The sequence below is a fragment of the Nocardiopsis oceani genome (assembly GCF_054777395.1).
Genome location: NZ_BAAHAR010000004.1, coordinates 166574 through 185154, shown reverse-complemented (window position 1 = coordinate 185154; position 18581 = coordinate 166574). Strand labels below are relative to the sequence as shown.

Sequence of the window (18581 nt, the reverse complement as noted above, 5' to 3'; positions counted from 1 at the left end):
ACGCGAGGTCCGGCCGAGCTGGGCTTGAAGCTCGGTGATGCGCTTGTTCGCGTTCTCTAGCTCGGACCGTAGTTGCACGACCAGCGCGGCGAGCTCCTCGTAGGAGGGCGCGGTCTGGTCGGAGGAGGTCACGGGTTCATCGTTGCAGCCCAGGGGTCCCTCTCGCAGGCGAACCGATCAACTCACCCAAAGACCTGAACAGTCACCATGAACGCACTGCCCGCGATGGCTCCACGAGCGCTGCCGCGGCGAAAGCCACTGACAGCGTTCCCTTCCGAGCCCCTGATCCCCGGGCCTCGTAAGGTGATCTGCTCCGCCCGGAACGTGGCTGGGCTGCTGGAGCGCGAGCCTGCTTTGTGGCCCGGGCTGACGACCTGCGTCACCGACACGGATGGGAGGTTGATGGTCCACTACGCGGCGGGCAGGGGCAGCCGCGACGCGGACAGCCTGTTCGGGCCGGACGGCGTGGTTGCCCGCTGGAGATCGGTACTCGCCGAACCGCAGGAGTCCAGGCGCGAGCGCCGAGGGGGTCGCGAACGCGTAGTGACTCTTCAAGGCCGGCACTCCGGCTACCCGGTGACGGTCCTGTTCACTGTCGTGGGGGCCACGTGAGCAGCCGACCCGAGCACGCGCCCGCCGCACCAGCAGATTCGACTCTCCCGCTCGCCGGGAGCCGGCTCCTCTATCCGGACGTCAACGCGATCCCGTGGCCGCTCAACCACCACGCCTACGTGCGCGCCTGCGCCGACCGGTTGCGCAAGGAGATACGTTTCGAGCCGATGGTCCACCTCCCCACGAGCCAGATCCAACTCCGGGACAGCCGCCGCGCCCTGGTACGCCTGGATCCCGCGGTGGACAGCCCCGGTGTCCTGCTGTCCTGGGACGAACAGCACGGCTGGGCGCGGCTGGAGGGGGCCACCCGCAGGCCCCTCGTTCTGGGAGCCGAACCGCTGTTGCCCCCCGGGGCGTTCGCGCACGCGGTAACGGCCCTCCTCACCGATGCCACCCGCCAGCTGCTCATCGTCGCTGACCGCAGTCGGCAAAATGCGCATCCGGTGGACGTGGTGTTCGAGCGGCGTCTGGCCGCATACCGGTCACTGTGACCCGGGAGCGAACAGGACTGTGGCGGAAGGGGCTCGGGCCGGTCATCCGTATGGAGGCCGGCCCGAACCGGGTTCCATGGTCCCCGTAGAGCCGTGCAGGGCGGGGTATCGCGGAGCCCCGTTGACCGCCCTCTAGGGATACGGGGCAGGTCGCACCGGGCAGACACCGGCAGCCGTGGCCTATGCCTGGAAGGTCCTGAGCGCGTCTCCGTCGAACGCGGTCCCGGTGAGCTCTTCCGAGAGGTCCCAGAGGCGTTGTGCCGAGCGCGGGTCGCTGGCCTGAGCGCTGCGTCCGACCAGGGCCGGGTGGCCGTGCATCTCGCGTCGGCCGTCGGGTCCGACGTAGCTGGCGCCCGGCAGGTCCTGAGTCGCCGCGTACAGGCTCGGTAGCGCGCCCATCGCGGGGTTCTGGGCGAGTACGGATCCGGCCAACCTCGCCGCGCCGACCAGGATGCGGCCGCGTCCCTGTGTGCCGAGGTTGGACGCGGTGTAGCCCGGGTGCGCCGCCAGGGATCGGACGGCGGAACCGCGCTGGGTGAGCCGTCGCTGCAGCTCGAGGACGAACAGGAGGTTGGCGAGTTTGGACTGGCCGTACGCCTCGACCGGCCGGTAGGCGCGGTGGTGAAAGTTCGGGTCCTCGAAGTCGAGGGTGCCGAACCGGTGGGCCCCTGAGGAGAGCGTGACCACGCGGTCGGTGATGTACGGGAGGAGCAGGTTGGTCAGGGCGAAGTGGCCGAGGTGGTTGGTGCCGAACTGCATCTCGAACCCGTCGGCCGTCGTCGCGGCCGGCCCCATCGCCACGCCGGCGTTGTTGACGAGCACGTCGAGGTCGCCCTGCCAAGAGTCGGCGAACGCGCGGACGGTGGCCAGATCGGCCAGATCGAGCCTGCGCACCTCGTTGCTCCCCCGTACGGCCTGGGCCGCCGCTCTGCCGCGGTCGGGGTTGCGGACGGCGAGGACGACGTGCGCACCGGCACGGGCGAACCCTCGGGCGGTCGCCATGCCGACTCCGCTGCTCGCGCCGGTGACCACCACCGTCCGCCCGTCGAGCCGCGGCATGTGGTCGAAGTTCCATCGCGTCTGCGCCATCGGATCGGTGCTCCGTGTTTCCTGCCGGACTTCTGCCGGGTGTGGGAGGGGCCGGGCTCGTACTGATCTTCCTTGGCCTCTACAGATACCAGCCTGCCGTGCCTTTCGCCGTGCCCGGGCCCGCACGGAGGGCACGGAGGAAAGGCGGGGGAAAGGCGGCGGTGCTGGGGTGGTGTGCAGCAGTCGAGAGCGGAGGAGTTCCCATGCGCGCCGTCGTCATGCACGGCCGCCGCGACGTTCGTGTCGAGGACATCAAGGACGCCGCGGTCATCGAACCGACCGACGCGGTCATCCGTGTCACCGCCACCTGTGTCTGCGGATCCGACCTGTGGCCCTACCGAGGTAGGGAGCCACAGAGCGGCCCAACCCCGATGGGCCATGAGTACATCGGAGTTGTCGAGCAGACCGGGCCCGAGGTCCGCGACGTCCAAGAGGGTGACTTCGTGGTCGGATCGTTTGTCGCCTCGGACAACACCTGCGAGGTCTGCCGGGCCGGATACCAGTCCTTCTGCGTTCGCCATGTCTTCCTGGCCGCCGTCGGTACCCAGTCGGAGTACGCCCGCATCCCCCTCGCCGACGGCACCTTGGTGAAGGTCCCCGGCGAGCCGACGCCGCACCAGGCCCGGGGGCTGCTGACCGCGTCCGATGTGCTCGGCACCGGTTGGTTCGGCTCAGCCGAGGCGGGAGCCGGTCCCGGCAAGACCGTCGCGGTGGTCGGAGACGGCGCGGTCGGCCTGTGCGCGGTCCTGGCCGCGAAGCGCCTGGGTGCGGATCGAATCATTGCCGTGTCCCGCCATGCCGACCGCCAGCGCCTCGCCGAGCGGTTCGGTGCCACACACATCGTGGAGGAACGCGGCGACGCGGGCGTGGCCGAGGTCAAGGAGCTCACTGGCGGCTACGGTGCGCACGCGACCGTGGAGGCTGTCGGTACCGGGGAGTCCGTGAAGCAGGCCATCCGCTCGACGCGCCCCGGTGGCAACGTCGCCTACGTCGGACTCCCGCACGGGGTCGAGCTGGACGGCACCGAGCTGTTTTTCTCCGGGGTGCGCCTGCACGGCGGCCCGGCCCCTGTCCGCCGGCTCCTGCCCGGTCTGATCGACCAGATCATGACCGACCGGATCGACCCGGGGGCCGTCTTCGACGTCACGCTCCCGTTGGGGGAGGCCGCTGAGGCCTACCGGGCGATGGACGAGCGCCGCGCCACCAAGGTGCTGCTTACTCCCTGATCCCTGCCCGGCACCGTGCCGCTTCAAGCAGCGCCCCGTCGAGCCGCGCCCCGCCGCGCCGGGCTCGGCGGGGCGCGGTGCTCTTGGTCGGTCAGCCGCCCACGGCGGGGCGGGCGATCAGCACCGAGTTGACCACGTCGTCGCAGGGGTGCATCTCCACCAGTGTGGTGAAGCCTTCCAAGTCGTCTGGGGACACCGCGGGGTAGAGCGCTGTGCGCAGGCGGTGGGCCGAACGGGTGAGCAGGTGGGCGTCGAGGTGCATGGCCTTGGCGAGAGGCCGCGTGATGTCGCGTTTGGCCGCCCCGTCGTTGCCCGCGAGCGCGGCCAGGAGCACGGTGTCGCTCAGGGCGACCGCGGGGAGGTCCGCCGCACCCCGTGCGTCGTCGCACACGGTGTCGACCTCCGCCGCCAGCCCCAGCGCCCGGACCAGGTCCGAACCGAGTTCGCACGCCTCGGCGTCGTGGTCGACGTTGGTGACGCGCACACCGTGGTCCCGGGCCAGGACCAGCCCGGTCAGCGGGAGCGGGCCCGCCCCCAGGACCACCGTGGACCGCGGCGTTTCGGCGCCGACGGCGAGCAGGCCAGCGAGTTCGAAGCGCACCAGGCGCTGGTAGTTGCACAGGTAGGGGAACCGTCTGAGCTCGGCCCAGGGGTCGTCGGCGCCGATGACGCGCCGGGCCCAGGCGCGTTCGAGCTCGCTCTCCCCGCGGGAGCTGACCGCGCGCAGGGAGTCGATGAGGCCAGCGGTGGCCGGGTCGCGGAGCACCTGGCCGGTCAGGTGGTCGTCGATGACGGTGCACAGCTCGACCAGGCGCCCGAAGGCCTCGTTGACCTCGGGGCAGGGGCGCAGATCCGTCGCGTTGAGCCGGGCGGCGAGCTCGTGGAGTTGGGTGAGGAAGTCGGATGTGGCGAGTGTCCCGGTGGGGGAGAGCGCCATCGGTGGTGTCTCAGTCACGCCTGACCATTCCGTGAAGGTGGGTGCGGTTCTGGCGCCTCGAGCGGTGAGCCGCCCGAGGCGCCTTGATGCGGCTTAGGGGGCCGTGGCCGCGAAGGGGCGGTCGCGAAGGCATCGGTAGGTATGATAATCATTTTCATATGGATCAAGCCAACTATGCCCGGGAGCCGGGGATGCTCGAAGTGCGGAACCTGCGCGTGAGCGCTCGTGGCGGCGGCCCTGACGGATCGGGCGGCGACCGCCTGGTCGACGGTGTGGAGTTCGCGCTCCGGCCGGGTGAACGGGTCGGCTTGATCGGCGCGTCCGGCTCGGGCAAGTCGATGACGGCCCTGGCCCTGATGGGGCTGCTCCCGCAAGGGTGTGCGGCGGAGGGGAGCGTGCGGCTGGCCGACCGGGAGCTGCTCGGCCTCGACGAACGGCGTCTGCGCCGGGTCCGCGGCAGCGGGATGACCATGGTCTTCCAAGACGCACTGAGCGCGCTGAACCCGCTGACGCGTGTGGGGCGCCAGGTCGCCCAGCCGTTCCGCCGTCACCAAGGGATGGGCCTTCGCGCGGCGGACCGGGCGGCAGTGGAGCTGCTCGAACTGGTCGGGCTCGACCGGCCCGAGCAACAGGCCCGCGCCTTCCCCTCGCAGCTCTCCGGAGGCCAGCGGCAGCGCGTCTGTATCGCCATGGCGCTCGCCTGTCGGCCCCGCCTCCTCATCGCCGACGAACCGACCACCGCACTGGACGTCACGGTCCAGGCCGACGTCCTAGACCTGCTCGACCGGATGCTGGGCCTGGAGAACGACCCCCGACCCGGCCTGCTGTTCATCACGCACGACCTCGCAGTCGTCGCCAGAGCCTGTGAACGGCTGCTGGTGATGCACGAGGGCCGGATCGTCGAAGAAGGCCCCGTCGACCGGCTGCTGAGCAGTCCCCGGCACGAACAGACCCGGTCCCTGCTGTCCGACGCGAGAGCTGCCGCGGCCCAGTGAGCCCCGCCGACCGCCCCGTGAACCCCGACCCCGGCCCGGTGAACCCGAACCACGGCCGCCGACCCCTGAACGCCCCTCCAGAGAGGACCCTCATCCATGACCTCTCCCGTCTTGCTCACGGCCGAAGAACTCTGCCGCAGTCACCGTTCCCGCCCCGCACTGGTCTCACCCGCCCGCGAGGTGCGCGCCCTGGACCGGGTGAGCTTCGCGCTGGCCCCGGGGGAACGGCTGGGCGTGGTCGGCGAGTCGGGGTCGGGCAAGTCGTCCCTCGTCAGAGTCCTCCTGGCACTGGAGCGACCGGACTCGGGGGAAGTCAGGTTCGGTCCCGACCAGCGGCCGGTGCGCGCGGGCAGTGCGCGCCGCACCCGCTGGTTCCGATCCCACGTGCAGTTCGTGCCCCAGGACCCCGGAAGCTCCTTCAACCCCCGCCTGCGGGTGGGTGAGAGCATCGCCGAGCCCCTGGTCTGCTTGAACGTCGGCACCGACCACGGCTCCCGGGTCGCCGAGGTCCTGACCGCCGTCGGTCTGGACCCGGACATGGCCGGACGCTTCCCCGACGAGTTCTCCGGAGGGCAGCGCCAGCGCCTGGCCATCGCCCGGGCGCTCGCTCCCGAACCGAGTCTGCTGGTCGCCGACGAGCCCGTGAGCGCGCTCGACGTGTCCTCCCGCACACGCATCATCGAGCTGCTGAAGGGGCTGAGCCTGGCCCGGGGCCTCGCCCTGGTGCTGGTCTCCCATGACCTCGGCGTGGTCCGAGCCCTGTGCGATCAGGTGCTGATTCTGCAAGAAGGGCGGGTCGTGGAGCAGGGCGCCGCCGCTGAAGTGCTGACATGTCCGAACGAGGAACACACCCGGCGCCTGGTCGACGCGGTCCCGCGCCTGCCGACACCCGAGCCCGTCCACGGTCCCGGAGCACGGGCCACCCAGAACGACACCACCCGCTGACCCAAGTGAAGGATCCCATCCGTGTCCACCGCCGCCAGGCGCCGCCTCAACCCGTTCCGCAGATGGTCGCTGCTGACCAGATTCACCCAACTCAACGGCATCACCCGATTGCTGCTGCTCACCCAGCTCGCGTTCAACCTGGGCTTCTACCTCGTGGTCCCCTTTCTTGCGGTGCACCTGGCCGAGGACCTGGCCATGGCGGGTTGGGCCATCGGTGTCGTGCTCGGAGTGCGCACGTTCAGCCAACAGGGACTGTTCGTGGTCGGCGGCGCGCTCGCGGACCGCTTCGGCACCCGGCGCGTGGTGCTGGCCGGGTGCGCCGTGCGCATCGCGGGCTTCCTGGTGCTGGCCTTCGCCCCCACCTTCCCGGTGGTCCTGGTCGGGGCGGTGCTGACCGGGTTCGCGGGCGCCCTGTTCTCCCCGGCAGTGGAGGCGGCGCTGGCCGAGGAAGGGGCCGACTGCGAGCGGCGCGGGGTGATGACCCGCGCCGAGCTGTTCGCCCTCTTCGCGGTCTGCGGAGAGATCGGGTCGGTGACCGGGCCGATGCTGGGCGCGCTGCTGCTGAGCGTGGACTTCTCCCTGACGTGCACGGTCGCCGCACTCGCCTTCACGGCGATCCTGGTCGCCCACTACCTCCTGCTGCCACGAGCGCCCGGTCGCAGTTCGGACGAGCCGGTCCTGTCCGGATGGGCCGACGTGCTGCGCAACCGCGCCTTCCTGGTGTTCGCGCTGGGTTACAGCGCCTACCTGGTCAGCTACAACCAGCTCTACCTGGCGCTCCCGGTGGAGTTGGGCCGGTCCACGGGCGGCCAGTGGGCGCTGGGCTGGATGTTCGCCCTCGCGTCGGTGCTCATCCTGGTGTGCCAGCTGCCGTTGGCGGCCTGGGCACGCGGCCGCCTGGGGCCGGTCCGTGCACTGCCGCTCGGGTTCGCCCTGCTGTCCGCGGCCTTCGCCGGTGTGGCGGTGAGCGCCCCCCTCGAACCGCTCGGCGGGGTGTGGTCACTGGCCCCGGCGGTGGCCCTGGTGGTGATGCTGACCTTCGGCCAGATGCTGGCCGTTCCCGTGGCCCAGGACCTGGTGGCGCGCTTGGCGCGCGGGCAGCGCCTGGGCAGCTACTACGGGTTCCTCGCCTCGATCGGCGGCGTGGCCGTACTGGTGGGCAGCGCCGTCATGGGCGCACTCCTCGACCGGGCCCACACCCCCGCACCCGAAGCGGCGCTGCCCTGGGCGACCATGGCCGCCGTGCCGGCCGTAGGCGGCGTGCTCGTGTGGCTGGTCGCCCGGAGAAGGGCCCCCAAGCCCGTGCCGGAGCGGCGTGTGGCCGTGTGACCGCCGTTCCCGACCTGTAACACCTTCGCGCGCCCTGCCTCCCGGTCTGCGCGGCCCGCCTCCCACCCGTGTGCGCTGACTTTCAGCGCACACCTCTGCCTTCCAAATGAAAACGATTGTCATTTATAGTGTCCCTGGCACCCCTGAAACGGAGACCGTTCCCCATGGCTTCCCCACCCCCGCGCACTAGCGCCACGATGAGTGCCCTGACCGCCCTCGCGCTCCTGGCCACCGGTTGCTTCACCGAGGGCGGAATCGACGACGACACACACCTGCGCGTGTCCTTGGCGTTCCCCCCGGTCCAACAGATGTCGCCCTACAGCGACGACGCCCTCCTGCTCGGTCGCGTGGGCGCCGCCGAACCCCTGACCAGAGTCAGCGACGGCGGCGAGCTGGAGCCCCTGCTCGCCCAGGACTGGGAACAGACCGACGACACCGTCTGGACCCTGCGGCTCCGTGACGACGTCGACTTCCACGACGGAACCCCGCTAGACGCCGACCACGTAGCCGAGGCACTCAACCACGCCACCGGCGCCAGCCCGAAACCACGAGCCCTCGCGGGCGTCGACATCGAGGCCGAGCCCGACGGCGAAGACACCGTCAGCATCACCACCGACCCGGCAGACCCGATCCTGCCGCAGCGGCTCTCATCACCGGAGCTGGCGATACTCGGGCCGACGGCCTACGAGGACGACCCCGCCGTCCCCGACCCGGTCGGTGCCGGCACCGGACCCTTCGAGCTGGTCGACGTCGACCGCGGCTCCGCAGAGCTCACCGCCCACGACGGCTACTGGGCCGGGACACCCGCGGCCGATGGAGTCGACGTGAGCTTCGTGGAGAACGACGCCACCCGCGTGGGCGGTCTGCGCACCGGTGAGGTCGACATCGTCGACGCGGTGCCGATCGCGGAGGTCGACAACATCAGCGGCGGACACCTCGTCGAGGTGAGCACCCCCCGCACCGTAGGGCTGATGCTCAACTCCGAAGACGGCCCCTTCACCGACCCCGCACTACGGGCGTCCGCGGTCGGAGCCGTCGACACCGGGCCCATCGTCGAGGGGGTGTACGAGGGGCGCGCCGACGAGGTCGGCGGCCTCTTCGGCCCCGTGAGCGAATGGGCCGAGGACCGCCCCGCCCCGGACGTGCAGGGAGCGGACGACGCCGACGGCGAGACCGTCTCCCTGGCCACCTACAGTGACCGGCCCGAACTCGCCGAAGCCGCCTCGGCGGTAGCCGAGGACCTGCGAGCGGTCGGCTTCGAAGTCGACGTCACGGTGCAGGAGTTCGCCACCATGGAGACCGACCTCTTGGAGGGGGCGTACGACGCCGTGATCGGCACCCGCTCCTACCTGGTGGAGACCAACGACCCGGTCGGCTACCTCGCGTCCGACTGGAGCTGCGAGGGCAGCTACAACCTCGCCCGGTTCTGCGACGAGGAGATCGACGACATGATCGCCGACGCCTCGGGCGAGGTCGACCTCGACGACCGCCTGGCCGCAGCGGTGGAGGTCGAGACCGCTGTCCTGGAAACCCACACGTTCGTGCCGCTGGCGGGCGAGCGCGCCCGCGTCGGTGTCGTGGACGGGGTCGACGGCGTGGCGGAGGACCCGCTCGAGCGGGCCATCATCACCTGGGAGACGCAGAGACAGTGACCGAGGGGACGAAGCAGAACCGAACCGTCACGCGCACCGGATCCTCCCTCTCCCTGATCCGCGGGCCCGCCGTGGTGGCCGCCTCCCTCGCCGGGGTCGCGTTCGTGGTCGGGGCACTGCCCTGGCTCAGCGGAAACGACCCCGCGCAGACGGTCCTGCGGGCCCGTTCGGCTGAACGGGAAGCCGATCCGCAGGCCCTGGAGGCGATCCGCGACGAACTGGACCTGCCCGGCGACCCGTTCAGCGCCACCGTGGACTGGTTGAGCCGGGCCGCGACCGGTGACTTCGGGGTGTCCTGGGTCAGCGGCTCACCCGTCGCTCCCGCACTGGCCGACGCCACCGGCGTTTCGGCCTCGCTCGCCGGGGTCGCCGCCCTGGTCGCCCTGGTCACCGGCCTCACCGTGATCCTGCCGGGGCTGGTGCGCGCGGTGCGGACCGGCCGCCCGGCGGGGCGCGGGGCCGACACGACGGGGGCGGTCCTGGCCGCCACCCCGGACTTCCTCCTGGCCTCGGTCCTGCTCTCCGTGGTCGCCATCGGGTTGACGGCGGCCCCCTCCGCGGGATGGCAGGGGCCCGAACACATGGTGCTCCCGGCGCTGGCCCTCGGGCTACCCACGGGAGGACTGCTGAGCCGCGTCCTGGCCGGGGCTCTGGCGGCGACCCTGGCGGAGAACTGGGTGCGTACCTGGCGCGTCGTGGGCTACGCTCCCCTGCCCCTGGCCACGGCCCTGATGGTGCGCACGGTCGCGGTGGCCCTGCCCCAGGTCCTGCTCATCTTCGCCGGGCTGGTCGGCTCCTCAGTCATCGTGGAGCGCGTCTTCACCATCCCCGGGCTCGGGCACATGGCGTTGGACGGTGTGCTCTCCCAGGACCTGCCCCGTGTCCAGGCCGCGGTCGCGGTGCTGGTCGTGCTGGGTCTGCTGGTCGGCGGCGTCGGTATCGCGGCGCACCGGGCACTGCTCGGACCGGCCCTGGGGGCATCCGGGCTGGCCCTCGCGGTGGCGGTGGCCCCGCGCAGGACGCGCGCGCCCCAGGTGGTCGGGGCCGTGTTGCTGGCGGTGATCGCGGTGGGGCTGCTCCGCGACCCCGGTGCGGTCGCGCTCGGCGCACGCCTCGAACCCCCCTCGCCGCAGAGTCCGATGGGTACCGACGCGCTGGGTCGGGACCTGTGGGCACGCCTCAGCCACGGAGCGCTCATCAGTGTGGGGGCCGGGGTCGCGGTGAGCCTGGTGGCGCTGCTGCTGGGCACGCTCTTCGGGGTGATCGGCCAGCGGGCGCGCGCGGGCGCGGCGGACGTGCTGAACGCGCTGCCTCCGGTGCTGATGGGAGTCCTGACCGCCGCGGTGCTCGGCCCGGGCCTGTTCGGGGCGGCCGTGGCCGTGGCATCGGTGGCGTGGATCCCGATCGCCGTGCACGCCCGTACCCTGGCGGCCGAAGTGCGGGCCTCGGGCTTCCACCAGGCGGCGATCGCGGGCGGCGCCGGCCGGGTGTGGCTCGCCCGCCGCCACCTCGTTCCGTCCGTGTTGCCCGCGGTGTCACGGCACGCGCTGATGCGCATCCCGCACAACACGCTCGCCCTGGCCGGCCTGGGTTTCCTGGGGCTCGGCGCGCCGCACGACTCACCCGAGTGGGGCGCGATGCTGGCCGAAGGTGTGCGCTACGTGGAACGGGCCCCGTGGACGGTGGCGGTGCCCGCCCTGGGACTGGCACTGCTCGGCGTGATGGCCAGCCTCATCCGCACCGAACGGCGCTGAGGAGAAAGCCCGTCTCCGGGCGGCGCAATGCTACGAGTGCGTGAAATCTTGACCGTCAAGCTCCGACGACCAGGGCTTTCGCGGAGGAGGTCGGTAGCCTCGACGGAGGCAGAACGTCACTCGAAAGACGGGAAAATCCCCCGATGCCCCTGCAGAGCAAACCCGCGATGCCCGGTACGGTCACCGCCGCCCGAACCCTGTTGTTCGTGGTCTCCGGCCTGTCCGGTGTGGTCCTGATCATGAACGCGGTGGCGCTCGTAGCGGTCGTGACCCACCCGGAGGGTACGGACGTGCTCCTCGCCGAGGGCGGTCAGACCATGGCCGGTGTCCTGCTCAACTTCGCGCTGGGCCTGGCCGTGATCGTGCTCCTCCTGCTCGGGGGACTGCGGGTGGCCAAGGGAGGACGCCGGAACCACCTGGTGGTGCGCCTGCTGGTGGGCGCCGGCGGCCTGTTGTCGCTCCTGCACGCCGTCGTGGTCGGCCAGAACGCCGCGTTCATGGGGTTCGTGCTGCCCCTCATCGTTCTCATGCTGCTCCAGTCGAAGTCCTCCCGAGAGTGGTTCGACGCCGTGGAGTCCGCGCGCTGACCGCACCGGGTGAAGAGTGACCGGCACAAGCCTCGGGGACTTTACCGAACCGCCCACCCCCGTTGGGTCCGATTCCGTAGTCTGGACCCGCGCGCATCCGCGCGAGCGCCGGTGCGGGACGTAGTGGACGGGCGTCCCGCACCGGTTTCCGCCATGCCCGGAATGCCTTTCCGCGCCGCCGTCCGGCGGCGTCGGCTCAATGGGACAGCAGCCAGTGGGGCTCCCAGGACCAGCCCAGGAACTGAGTGCTGTCCGCGGCGCGCGTGCCCTCCACGGCCTCGGCCAACCCGGCCAGCAGGGCCTCCATCCGAGGGCGGGTGTGCGCGGGCAGCGCGGCGGCGTCGGCGACCATGCGCGCCAGGCTCTGCCTCTGCTCGGTGTCCGTGCAGTGGGAGAGGTAGAAGAGGCTCTGGCGCCAGGAGGTTGCCGCCCGCCGGAGCCGGCGTTCGACGGCCACGCCGTGGTGGAGGTCGAGGAGGGCACCGCTGGTGACGGTGTGGGCGCGCAACGCCAGGTCGGCCCAGCCGGACTCGGGAACCCAGCCCAGGTCGACCAGGGTCGCCAGGTTGTGCGTGGTCAGGACCTGGGCCTGCTCGATCATCATGCTGTCGGCGACGTCCGCGCGGCGGCGTCCCCAGCGCAGCGCTTCGCGGGTGGAACCGGGTTCCATTCCGGTGCGGGTCCGGCACAGCCGCGCGAACGCGGTGGGTTCGCGGTAGGCGTGGTCGTTGGTGAGCCTCCAGGTGTTGTGGGTGACGCGGACGTACTCGGGGCCTTCGCGCCGCTCCTCGGGAAGCGCCCGGACCAGGGCGGTGTCGATGCCGTAGTAACGGCTGTAGACGGTGTCGGCGAGCTGGTCGGCGGCCAGCCGGGCCGCCTTGGCGAACCGCGGGGAGAATTCGGGGAAGAAGGTGTGCGTCGCGACCTGGGGCAGGAACGGCGGTAGTGATCCGGTGGTGGCGGAGACGCGGTTGAGCCCTCCGGCCAGGTTGGAGGCCAGAGGGCTGGCGGGGAAGGCCTCCGCGTACAGGCCGTGGACCTCGACCAGCAGTGCCCGGTGGGCCTCGTGCTCCTGTCCGGGGTGGGAGAGGTGCGCGCGCAGTGCCTGGAGCCAGGGTTCGTGGCGGTCCGGCCGCTGGGGGCGGCTGCCTTGGGCCCAGGGCGGGGCGGGAAACCGGGACGGGTCGGGGCGGGGCCGTGGGTGGCGGTGGTCCCAGAAGTGGGCCGGGTAGTGGGGGATGCAGGTCCGCTGGTGCTCGGTGAGCAGATGGGCCAGCGCGGGATCGTCGGTGCCCGTTCCCGAGAGCGCGATGCGCACTCCGGGCAGAGCGTGGACGAGGGCTTTGGCGAGGATCTCGTTGGACGGAAAGCGAGAGGCGGGGGCGGGTGCTGCCTCGGGAACGGGGCGGGCCGTCAGGGCGTCCTGTGTCGCTTGTGCAGACCGGAGCGCAGCGTGCTGTGCGGATCCGGGGGTGCCCCGTTTGCGGAGCATGGCGGTGACCGCGTTGCACAGGAGACCGCGGCGGCGGGCGGTGAGCCGGTTCGACGGGACGGCATCGCGCAGGGCCGCGAGGAGGACGGCGAGGTTCTCCTTGGGCTTCCGGTGCTTCGTGCAGTGCGGGTGCTGCTCGGCTAGCTCCCCGTACTCGGCCAGCAGCGCGGTGGCCTGTTCGGTCCAGCCGTCGGGGCGGTGGGCGTCCACGCGGCCGTCTGGCCCGAGGGTGGCCAGCCAGTGGGTGAGGACCCGGTCGGTGAACGGGTTCCAGACCGTCAGCGCCTCGTGCTGGGCCAGGGCCCGCGGGCCGGGGTTCCCGGTGCGGGCGGCCTTGGTGTTCCGGGGCCGTTGGGGACGAGCCGCGTCCGCCCGGAGCTGAGCGGCCACCTCCGCGATCCCGTCCCGGTGCCGGGTGGGCCGTCCGGATGCCGAAGCTCCCGGAAGCGGGGTGAGCGGAAGCTCGCTGACCTGGGGTTCCAACGCGGCCATCAGTCGCAGCGCGGCGGGCACGTGCCCTGCCCGGACCAGCCAGGCCACTGCGAGCAAGGACGCTTCCTCGGGGTTCACCAGGTGGTAGTCCCGGCTCTCCAAGAGCGCGGTGAGGTGGGCGAAGCCGTCGCGGCTGAGGTGGTGGGCGTACAGGGCCGAGCGGCTGTTCGGTAGGCCGTAGCGCTGTTGGAGGGACCGTTCGTGTGGGCGGAACCGGCGCCAGAAGGTCTCTGTGGAGCGGACGTGGACGGCGAGGTGGTGCCGGAACCGCAGTCTGTCCTCGGCCAAGGCGCGGACTTCGGGGTCCTCGTCGCCGAGGGCCCGGGTGAGGAACGCGGCGGGTGCACCGAACGCGGGAGTGTGCTGGTCGTGCATAGCCAGCGTGGCGGGTTCTGCCCCCGCACCCTCCAGATGGATACTCTGGCGCTCTGCTGTTGAGCTACACGCTGCGAGCCAGAGGCTAACGGATCCGGGCGCGCACTGCGAAACGGATTTTCGGCCCGCCGACCGGTGCGGTCAGGCGGTGGATCCCAGGCCGTGGCGCGGGCTGAAGTAGGTCGAGAGCTCGAAGATCCGGGTGGCGCTGGGCAGGGTCGGGGACTCGTTGCGGAGCCCGCGCAGGCACGGGCACCAGTCGGCGTTGCCCTGCAGGTGGCAGGCCTGGACCCCGAGCAGCCGCAGGGTGAGCGCCAGGTCGCGCAACGGCGGGTGCGGGTCGACGGGGCGCATGCCTCGGGCTTGGGACCGGGCCGCGACCTGGTTCTGGCGGGCCCCGGCCAGGGCGCGGACGATGCGGTGTTCCGCGCCGTCCCGCAGGTCGGCGAAGCCGTCGTCGGCGATGGTGCGCAGGGTGTTGTGGGCGAGGGCCCTGGTCGGGTGGCAGGCGCGGGCCATCGTCTCCAGGGTGGGGCAGTCGGCGGTGGCGCGAGGGCTCGTGAGGCGGCGCCACAGACGGTCGGGCACGAGGTCGGTGAAGGTGTGCAGTGCCGTGCGGGTGTGCGCGGTGTACCAGCCGCGGACGACCGCGGCGTCCGCCGGGCGCTGGATCAGGGCGGGGGCGGGTTCGGGGCCCATCAGGGCTCGCAGGGCCGCCCCGTTGCGGCGGGGGCGGGCCAGCAGGTCGGGGTGGCCGGTCCAGGTCGCGGGGCGCTCTCCCATACCTCCGAGGGTCGGTCAACTACCCGTGGCTGAAGCCACGGGCTTGCAGGTAGGTGCCCACCTGGCTGGTAGGAGACCTCCCGCGTCCAGCACCCCCTCACTGTTGAGAGGATGCAGAGGCGGTTGACTCTCGCCCCGCGATCCACGCCGCCTCGCCCCGGTGGGCGAGGTTGCGCGAAGCGTTCACATCGGCGTGCAACACCACACCACAACCCCGGCAGACAAACCGGGCCCGGCTGGGCCGGTTGCGTCTACTGGTGTGGTCACACTCCGAGCAGGACTGCGAGGTGTAGGCCGCATCCACGACCACCAGGGGCACCCCGGCCCTGCGAGCCTTGTAGGAGAGGAAGTCGCGCAGCTGGGCGAAACTCCACGAATGCAGCATGGAATGGTTCTGTTTGGCCTGCCGTACCCGGCCACGGATGCCCTTGAGGTCTTCCAGGGCGATGCCGTGGCCGGTGCGTTCGGCCTGCTCCACGATGTGCTTGGAAATTTGGTGGTTGACGTCCCGCGCCCGCCGCGCCTCCTTGCGGCGCTGGCGCTTGAGCACCCGTTTGGCGCTCTTGGTGTTCTTCTTCTGCAGTTTGGCGCGCAGCCGGTTCTGCCGCTTGCGGTACCGGTTGAGCTGGCGCCCGGCGTAGCGCTTCCCGGTGGAGGTGGTGGCGATCTCCACGATCCCCAGATCCACTCCCACAAACCCCGAAGGGTCTTCGTTCAGTGGTTCTTCGGGCACCTCACAGGTGGCCGCCAGGTACCACTGCCCGTCCTGGTACACCAGGTCGCTCTCCCCCTGCTGATACTGGGCCAGGAGTTTGAGCTGATCGGGTGAGGAGGTGAAGGCCAGGTTCTTCATCCGGCCGTGGGTGGTCCAGATCGAGACCGTGCGCGCATCCATCTGCCAAGACAGACACCGCGCATCGAAAGGCTGAGCCGCATCCGGGCGGAAACGGATCGCCGTGGACGCGGCGCGCCTGCGGCGCGGTGACCCCTTTCCGCCCAGGTGACCGGCCTTCAGATGAGCCTGCCGGGTGGTGTAGGCGTCGGCGACCTTGCCGATCACCCGCACCGCGGGCTGGGCCGAGAGGTCGAAGGAGGCCTTGAGGTCGGCGTAGACCGCTTTCTGCAGGGCGTACTTGTTCCGGGCACCGGTGGTCTGGGCTACCTGTGAGGCGTGGTTGGCGGCCCGGTTACAGGCATGCAGGGTCTCTTGAAGAGCCCGCGCCTGTTCAGGCGAGGGCAGGACCTTGACCCGCACCACCAGTTTCATGGTCGAACACACTAACGACCCACCCGCCGCTCGTGGGGCCAAACGACGAAAGAAGTCTGCGATGGGCGGCGGAACTCCCACAGACCGCCACCTGCCCGAAGTGGACAGGCAGGGCGATTCCTCCCGGGCGTGAACGCCCAGGCATCCTCGCCCAAAAACAGGTGAAACGGGAACGGAGTTCCATGGCCGCGGAGGTGAGGGTCGTCGGGCCTGCCGGTAAGCAGGGCGATGCGGGGCCGGTGCGGGTGTGACTCCGGTGCCGGGTGTCTTTTCCCCTTGTGCGTGTGTACGGACCGGTGTTGCATGTTCTGTGGTTCCGCTGCCGTTTTGCGGTGCGCATCGTACGGTGAGTGCCCGAAGGCAGCGGTCAGATCGCCTTGGGTGGAGGAGCGCGTACGCATGGCTGACGGCAACTGGCAGTGCGGGATGTGCGCGGCCTACAACGAACCGTCGAAACAGGCGTGCATGGTGTGTGAAACCGTCCGGGCGCTGGGTGCACGCGGGGACACCGCCGAAGAGGGCGACCTGCTCGCCCCCGGACTGGGCATGTTCGCCGACCACGGAGAGAGCGTGCGGCATCCGCCTCCCGACGAGGGGGAGCTGCCGCCGATGCGCGTGATGGAACCGCCGCCGTCACGGCCCGGGGCGACCGTGCCCGACGGTGACCGGGCAGGTCCGGTACCGGTACCGGGACCGGACTCGTGGCGTCGGCCGCGCCCGGATTCGCGGACACGAGCGGAGACGGGGCCTCTGCCCCGCACGGCTGCGGATCGGCGAACGGGTCCGGAGCCGCGCCCCCATGGGCCGGACTCGGACGTGGACACCGGGCCGCCGCCCGAGACCGGGCCTCCGCCGAGCCGGGCCCGGCCGGGGAGCCGCTGGTCCCCGCCGCGGTGGCCGCAGGGCACTGTACGGGCACTCGCACTGGCGGTGGTGGGCGGTGTCGTGCTGGTTCTGGTGTGGGTGCTGCCCGGCGTCGACGAGGGCGCGGGACCGGCCGAAAGCCCAGGGGAGGGCGCAACCTGCCCGGAGCGGATCGCCTCGCTCGTGCCGGGCGGGGGGAACGGCCCGCTGGTGGAGTCCTACCAGACCGAACGGCACAGGATCGTGCTGTGCGCGAACTCCTCGGGGGAGCTGTACTACTTCGGGGAGTTCCTCGACGGAGGCGGTGAGGCGATGGTGGTCCCCGCCGTGGCGACCGAGGACGGGTACGTCGCGGACGCGGGGGAGACCCGGTACGAGATCGGTGGTGGCGAGGTCGTGATCACGGGTGGGGACGGCGCGGAGATGGCGCGCCTGCCGCTGGAAACAGTGCCCGCTCCCGAGTGACCGGAGGCGGGGCTGGAGCCCTGGCCGGACTGGAGCCCTTGCCGGGCCGGAGAGCGGGCGGGGCGGAAAGGGTTCTCTGACGGGTGCGTCCGTGTGCCGGGCCGCACCCGTCAGTGCCGTGCGGTGATCGCCTAGCGGGTCTTGACGACGGCCGCGAGGAGACCGGAGATGATCATCATCGCCATGCTGATGACCATGAGCACGAACGCGACGGTTCCGACCATGGTGTTTCCTTCACTGTTTCGTTCCCGGGGCACCGTGGGCCGTTTCCCCGGCGCCCGGCACGCCGGGACACCCGGGTGAGCGGGCGCGGCATGTACCTCTTCGGTGCATCACCCTATCTCGCCGTTGCGGCGGTGCGCCGTTGGGTGCCCGCTCTGACCAGCGTGGTTCAGCTCTCGTTCCAGAAGCGCCGGTAGGTGTCGGCCAGCCACCGGTCGGCCCATGCGGTGTCGGGCAGGGCGGGCAGGTGGGAGGTCCGGCACAGGTCGGTGAGCCCGGCTTCCAGTTCCTTGGCGCGGTCCAGGGCCTCAGCACGGCTGTGCTCGCCGCGGCGCAGGGCCAGCAGCCAGCCGCGGTCGGGTTCGGGCACGGGCAGGGTGAGGCGTCCGGTCTCCAGCAGTTCCACACCCTGAAGGCCCAACCGGACCATGTGGTAGGCGAACTTGGTGTCGAAGCCGTGCTGTGCCACCAGCTCGGGGCGGTTGGTGTGCTTGCCTCCCCGCACGCCCTCCATCCGGTCGCGCTGGGCGCGCAGGTAGCCGAGGAAGCGTTCGCCCGCCTTGCGTGAGAGGAAGCGGTGGGCGTTCTCGCGTAGGTCGGCACCCACGGGGGTGAGGGTGACGATCTCGTCTTCGGGCACGAACAGGGGCAGCAGGACGGTGGGGTTGCCGTCCAGCGCGAGCCGGGTCCACTTGCGCAGCGAGTAGACGGTCAGGTCCAGGTCGCCCGGGCCCGAGCGGGAGTGGTCGTCCCGGGTGCGGTGGACGTACTGCTCGAAAGTGCGCAGGCCGATGACGTACTCGGGCGGTTCGACGCAGATGCCCATCTCGTCGCGGTCGTTCTGGCCGTCGATGGCGAGCCCGTGGACGCCGGAGCCGACCTGGCAGCGCAGCACCGTGCCCTGAGCGGCGATCCGGGCGAACTCCTCGGTCGCGTGCTTCACCGTGCCTCCTACGTTGGGCGTGCCGTCGCGGGTACGTCGGCCGAAAGTTATCGCGAATCTT

16 protein-coding genes are annotated in these 18581 nt (G+C 71.3%); 10 read left to right on the top strand and 6 right to left on the bottom strand.

Features of this window, described 5'->3' with window-relative positions:
• The first annotated feature begins 402 nt into the window (after window positions 1-402).
• The gene (locus tag ACYVDG_RS03715; protein ID WP_460746832.1) at window positions 403-612 is read left to right on the top strand and encodes a hypothetical protein; all 210 of its coding nucleotides are present in this window, start codon (window positions 403-405) and stop codon (window positions 610-612) included.
• Complete coding sequence (locus tag ACYVDG_RS03710) at window positions 609-1103, top strand: hypothetical protein (RefSeq protein ID WP_460746831.1); 495 nt, start codon at window positions 609-611, stop codon at window positions 1101-1103. The genes ACYVDG_RS03715 and ACYVDG_RS03710 overlap by 4 nt, the downstream gene beginning before the upstream one ends.
• A gap of 180 nt (window positions 1104-1283) precedes the next feature.
• Here the strand turns inward: ACYVDG_RS03710 and ACYVDG_RS03705 are convergent, their stop codons facing one another.
• Complete coding sequence (locus tag ACYVDG_RS03705) at window positions 1284-2192, bottom strand: oxidoreductase (RefSeq protein WP_460746830.1); 909 nt, start codon at window positions 2190-2192, stop codon at window positions 1284-1286.
• A 203-nt stretch (window positions 2193-2395) separates the two neighbouring features.
• Here ACYVDG_RS03705 and ACYVDG_RS03700 point away from each other — a divergent pair, with 203 nt between their 5' ends.
• Window positions 2396-3418: a zinc-dependent alcohol dehydrogenase family protein gene (locus ACYVDG_RS03700; RefSeq protein WP_460746829.1), complete on the top strand. Its 1023-nt coding sequence runs from the start codon at window positions 2396-2398 to the stop codon at window positions 3416-3418.
• 91 nt (window positions 3419-3509) lie between these two features.
• On the opposite strand, the gene ACYVDG_RS03695 is transcribed toward ACYVDG_RS03700, so the two are convergent.
• On the bottom strand, window positions 3510-4373 hold the full coding sequence (locus ACYVDG_RS03695) for a nicotianamine synthase family protein (protein WP_460746828.1): 864 nt from the start codon (window positions 4371-4373) through the stop codon (window positions 3510-3512).
• A gap of 140 nt (window positions 4374-4513) precedes the next feature.
• On the opposite strand from ACYVDG_RS03695, the gene ACYVDG_RS03690 reads away from it, so the two are divergent.
• The 6 genes from ACYVDG_RS03690 to ACYVDG_RS03665 all read left to right on the top strand — a co-directional run bounded on the left by ACYVDG_RS03690 (window position 4514) and on the right by ACYVDG_RS03665 (window position 11617).
• Entirely contained in the window at window positions 4514-5350 is an 837-nt protein-coding gene (locus tag ACYVDG_RS03690) for an ABC transporter ATP-binding protein (RefSeq protein WP_460746827.1), read from the top strand.
• A 96-nt stretch (window positions 5351-5446) separates the two neighbouring features.
• Window positions 5447-6295 carry an ABC transporter ATP-binding protein gene (locus ACYVDG_RS03685; protein ID WP_460746826.1) on the top strand — a complete coding sequence of 283 codons (849 nt, stop codon included), beginning with the start codon at window positions 5447-5449 and terminating at the stop codon, window positions 6293-6295.
• 21 nt (window positions 6296-6316) lie between these two features.
• A complete protein-coding gene (locus ACYVDG_RS03680; protein WP_460746825.1) occupies window positions 6317-7624 on the top strand; it encodes an MDR family MFS transporter in 1308 nt (435 codons plus the stop codon).
• Between the two features lie 197 nt (window positions 7625-7821).
• On the top strand, window positions 7822-9276 hold the full coding sequence (locus ACYVDG_RS03675) for an ABC transporter substrate-binding protein (protein ID WP_460746824.1): 1455 nt from the start codon (window positions 7822-7824) through the stop codon (window positions 9274-9276).
• The gene (locus ACYVDG_RS03670; protein ID WP_460746823.1) at window positions 9273-11030 is read left to right on the top strand and encodes an ABC transporter permease subunit; all 1758 of its coding nucleotides are present in this window, start codon (window positions 9273-9275) and stop codon (window positions 11028-11030) included. The genes ACYVDG_RS03675 and ACYVDG_RS03670 overlap by 4 nt, the downstream gene beginning before the upstream one ends.
• A 143-nt stretch (window positions 11031-11173) precedes the next feature.
• Window positions 11174-11617, top strand: coding sequence for a hypothetical protein (locus tag ACYVDG_RS03665; RefSeq protein WP_460746822.1), 444 nt, complete (start codon window positions 11174-11176; stop codon window positions 11615-11617).
• A 196-nt stretch (window positions 11618-11813) separates the two neighbouring features.
• Here ACYVDG_RS03665 and ACYVDG_RS03660 read toward each other — a convergent pair whose 3' ends face one another.
• The 3 genes from ACYVDG_RS03660 to ACYVDG_RS03650 form a co-directional block, all read right to left on the bottom strand.
• Complete coding sequence (locus tag ACYVDG_RS03660) at window positions 11814-13976, bottom strand: hypothetical protein (RefSeq protein ID WP_460746821.1); 2163 nt, start codon at window positions 13974-13976, stop codon at window positions 11814-11816.
• Window positions 13977-14117: 141 nt separating this feature from the next.
• A complete protein-coding gene (locus ACYVDG_RS03655) occupies window positions 14118-14759 on the bottom strand; it encodes a hypothetical protein (RefSeq protein ID WP_460746820.1) in 642 nt (213 codons plus the stop codon).
• A 97-nt stretch (window positions 14760-14856) separates the two neighbouring features.
• Window positions 14857-16026: an RNA-guided endonuclease InsQ/TnpB family protein gene (locus ACYVDG_RS03650; RefSeq protein ID WP_460746819.1), complete on the bottom strand. Its 1170-nt coding sequence runs from the start codon at window positions 16024-16026 to the stop codon at window positions 14857-14859.
• Window positions 16027-16425: 399 nt separating this feature from the next.
• Here ACYVDG_RS03650 and ACYVDG_RS03645 point away from each other — a divergent pair, with 399 nt between their 5' ends.
• Window positions 16426-17355, top strand: coding sequence for a zinc finger Ran-binding domain-containing protein (locus ACYVDG_RS03645; RefSeq protein WP_460746816.1), 930 nt, complete (start codon window positions 16426-16428; stop codon window positions 17353-17355).
• A 391-nt stretch (window positions 17356-17746) separates the two neighbouring features.
• Here ACYVDG_RS03645 and ACYVDG_RS03640 read toward each other — a convergent pair whose 3' ends face one another.
• Entirely contained in the window at window positions 17747-18520 is a 774-nt protein-coding gene (locus ACYVDG_RS03640; protein ID WP_460746815.1) for a nucleotidyltransferase domain-containing protein, read from the bottom strand.
• Window positions 18521-18581: the final 61 nt, after the last annotated feature.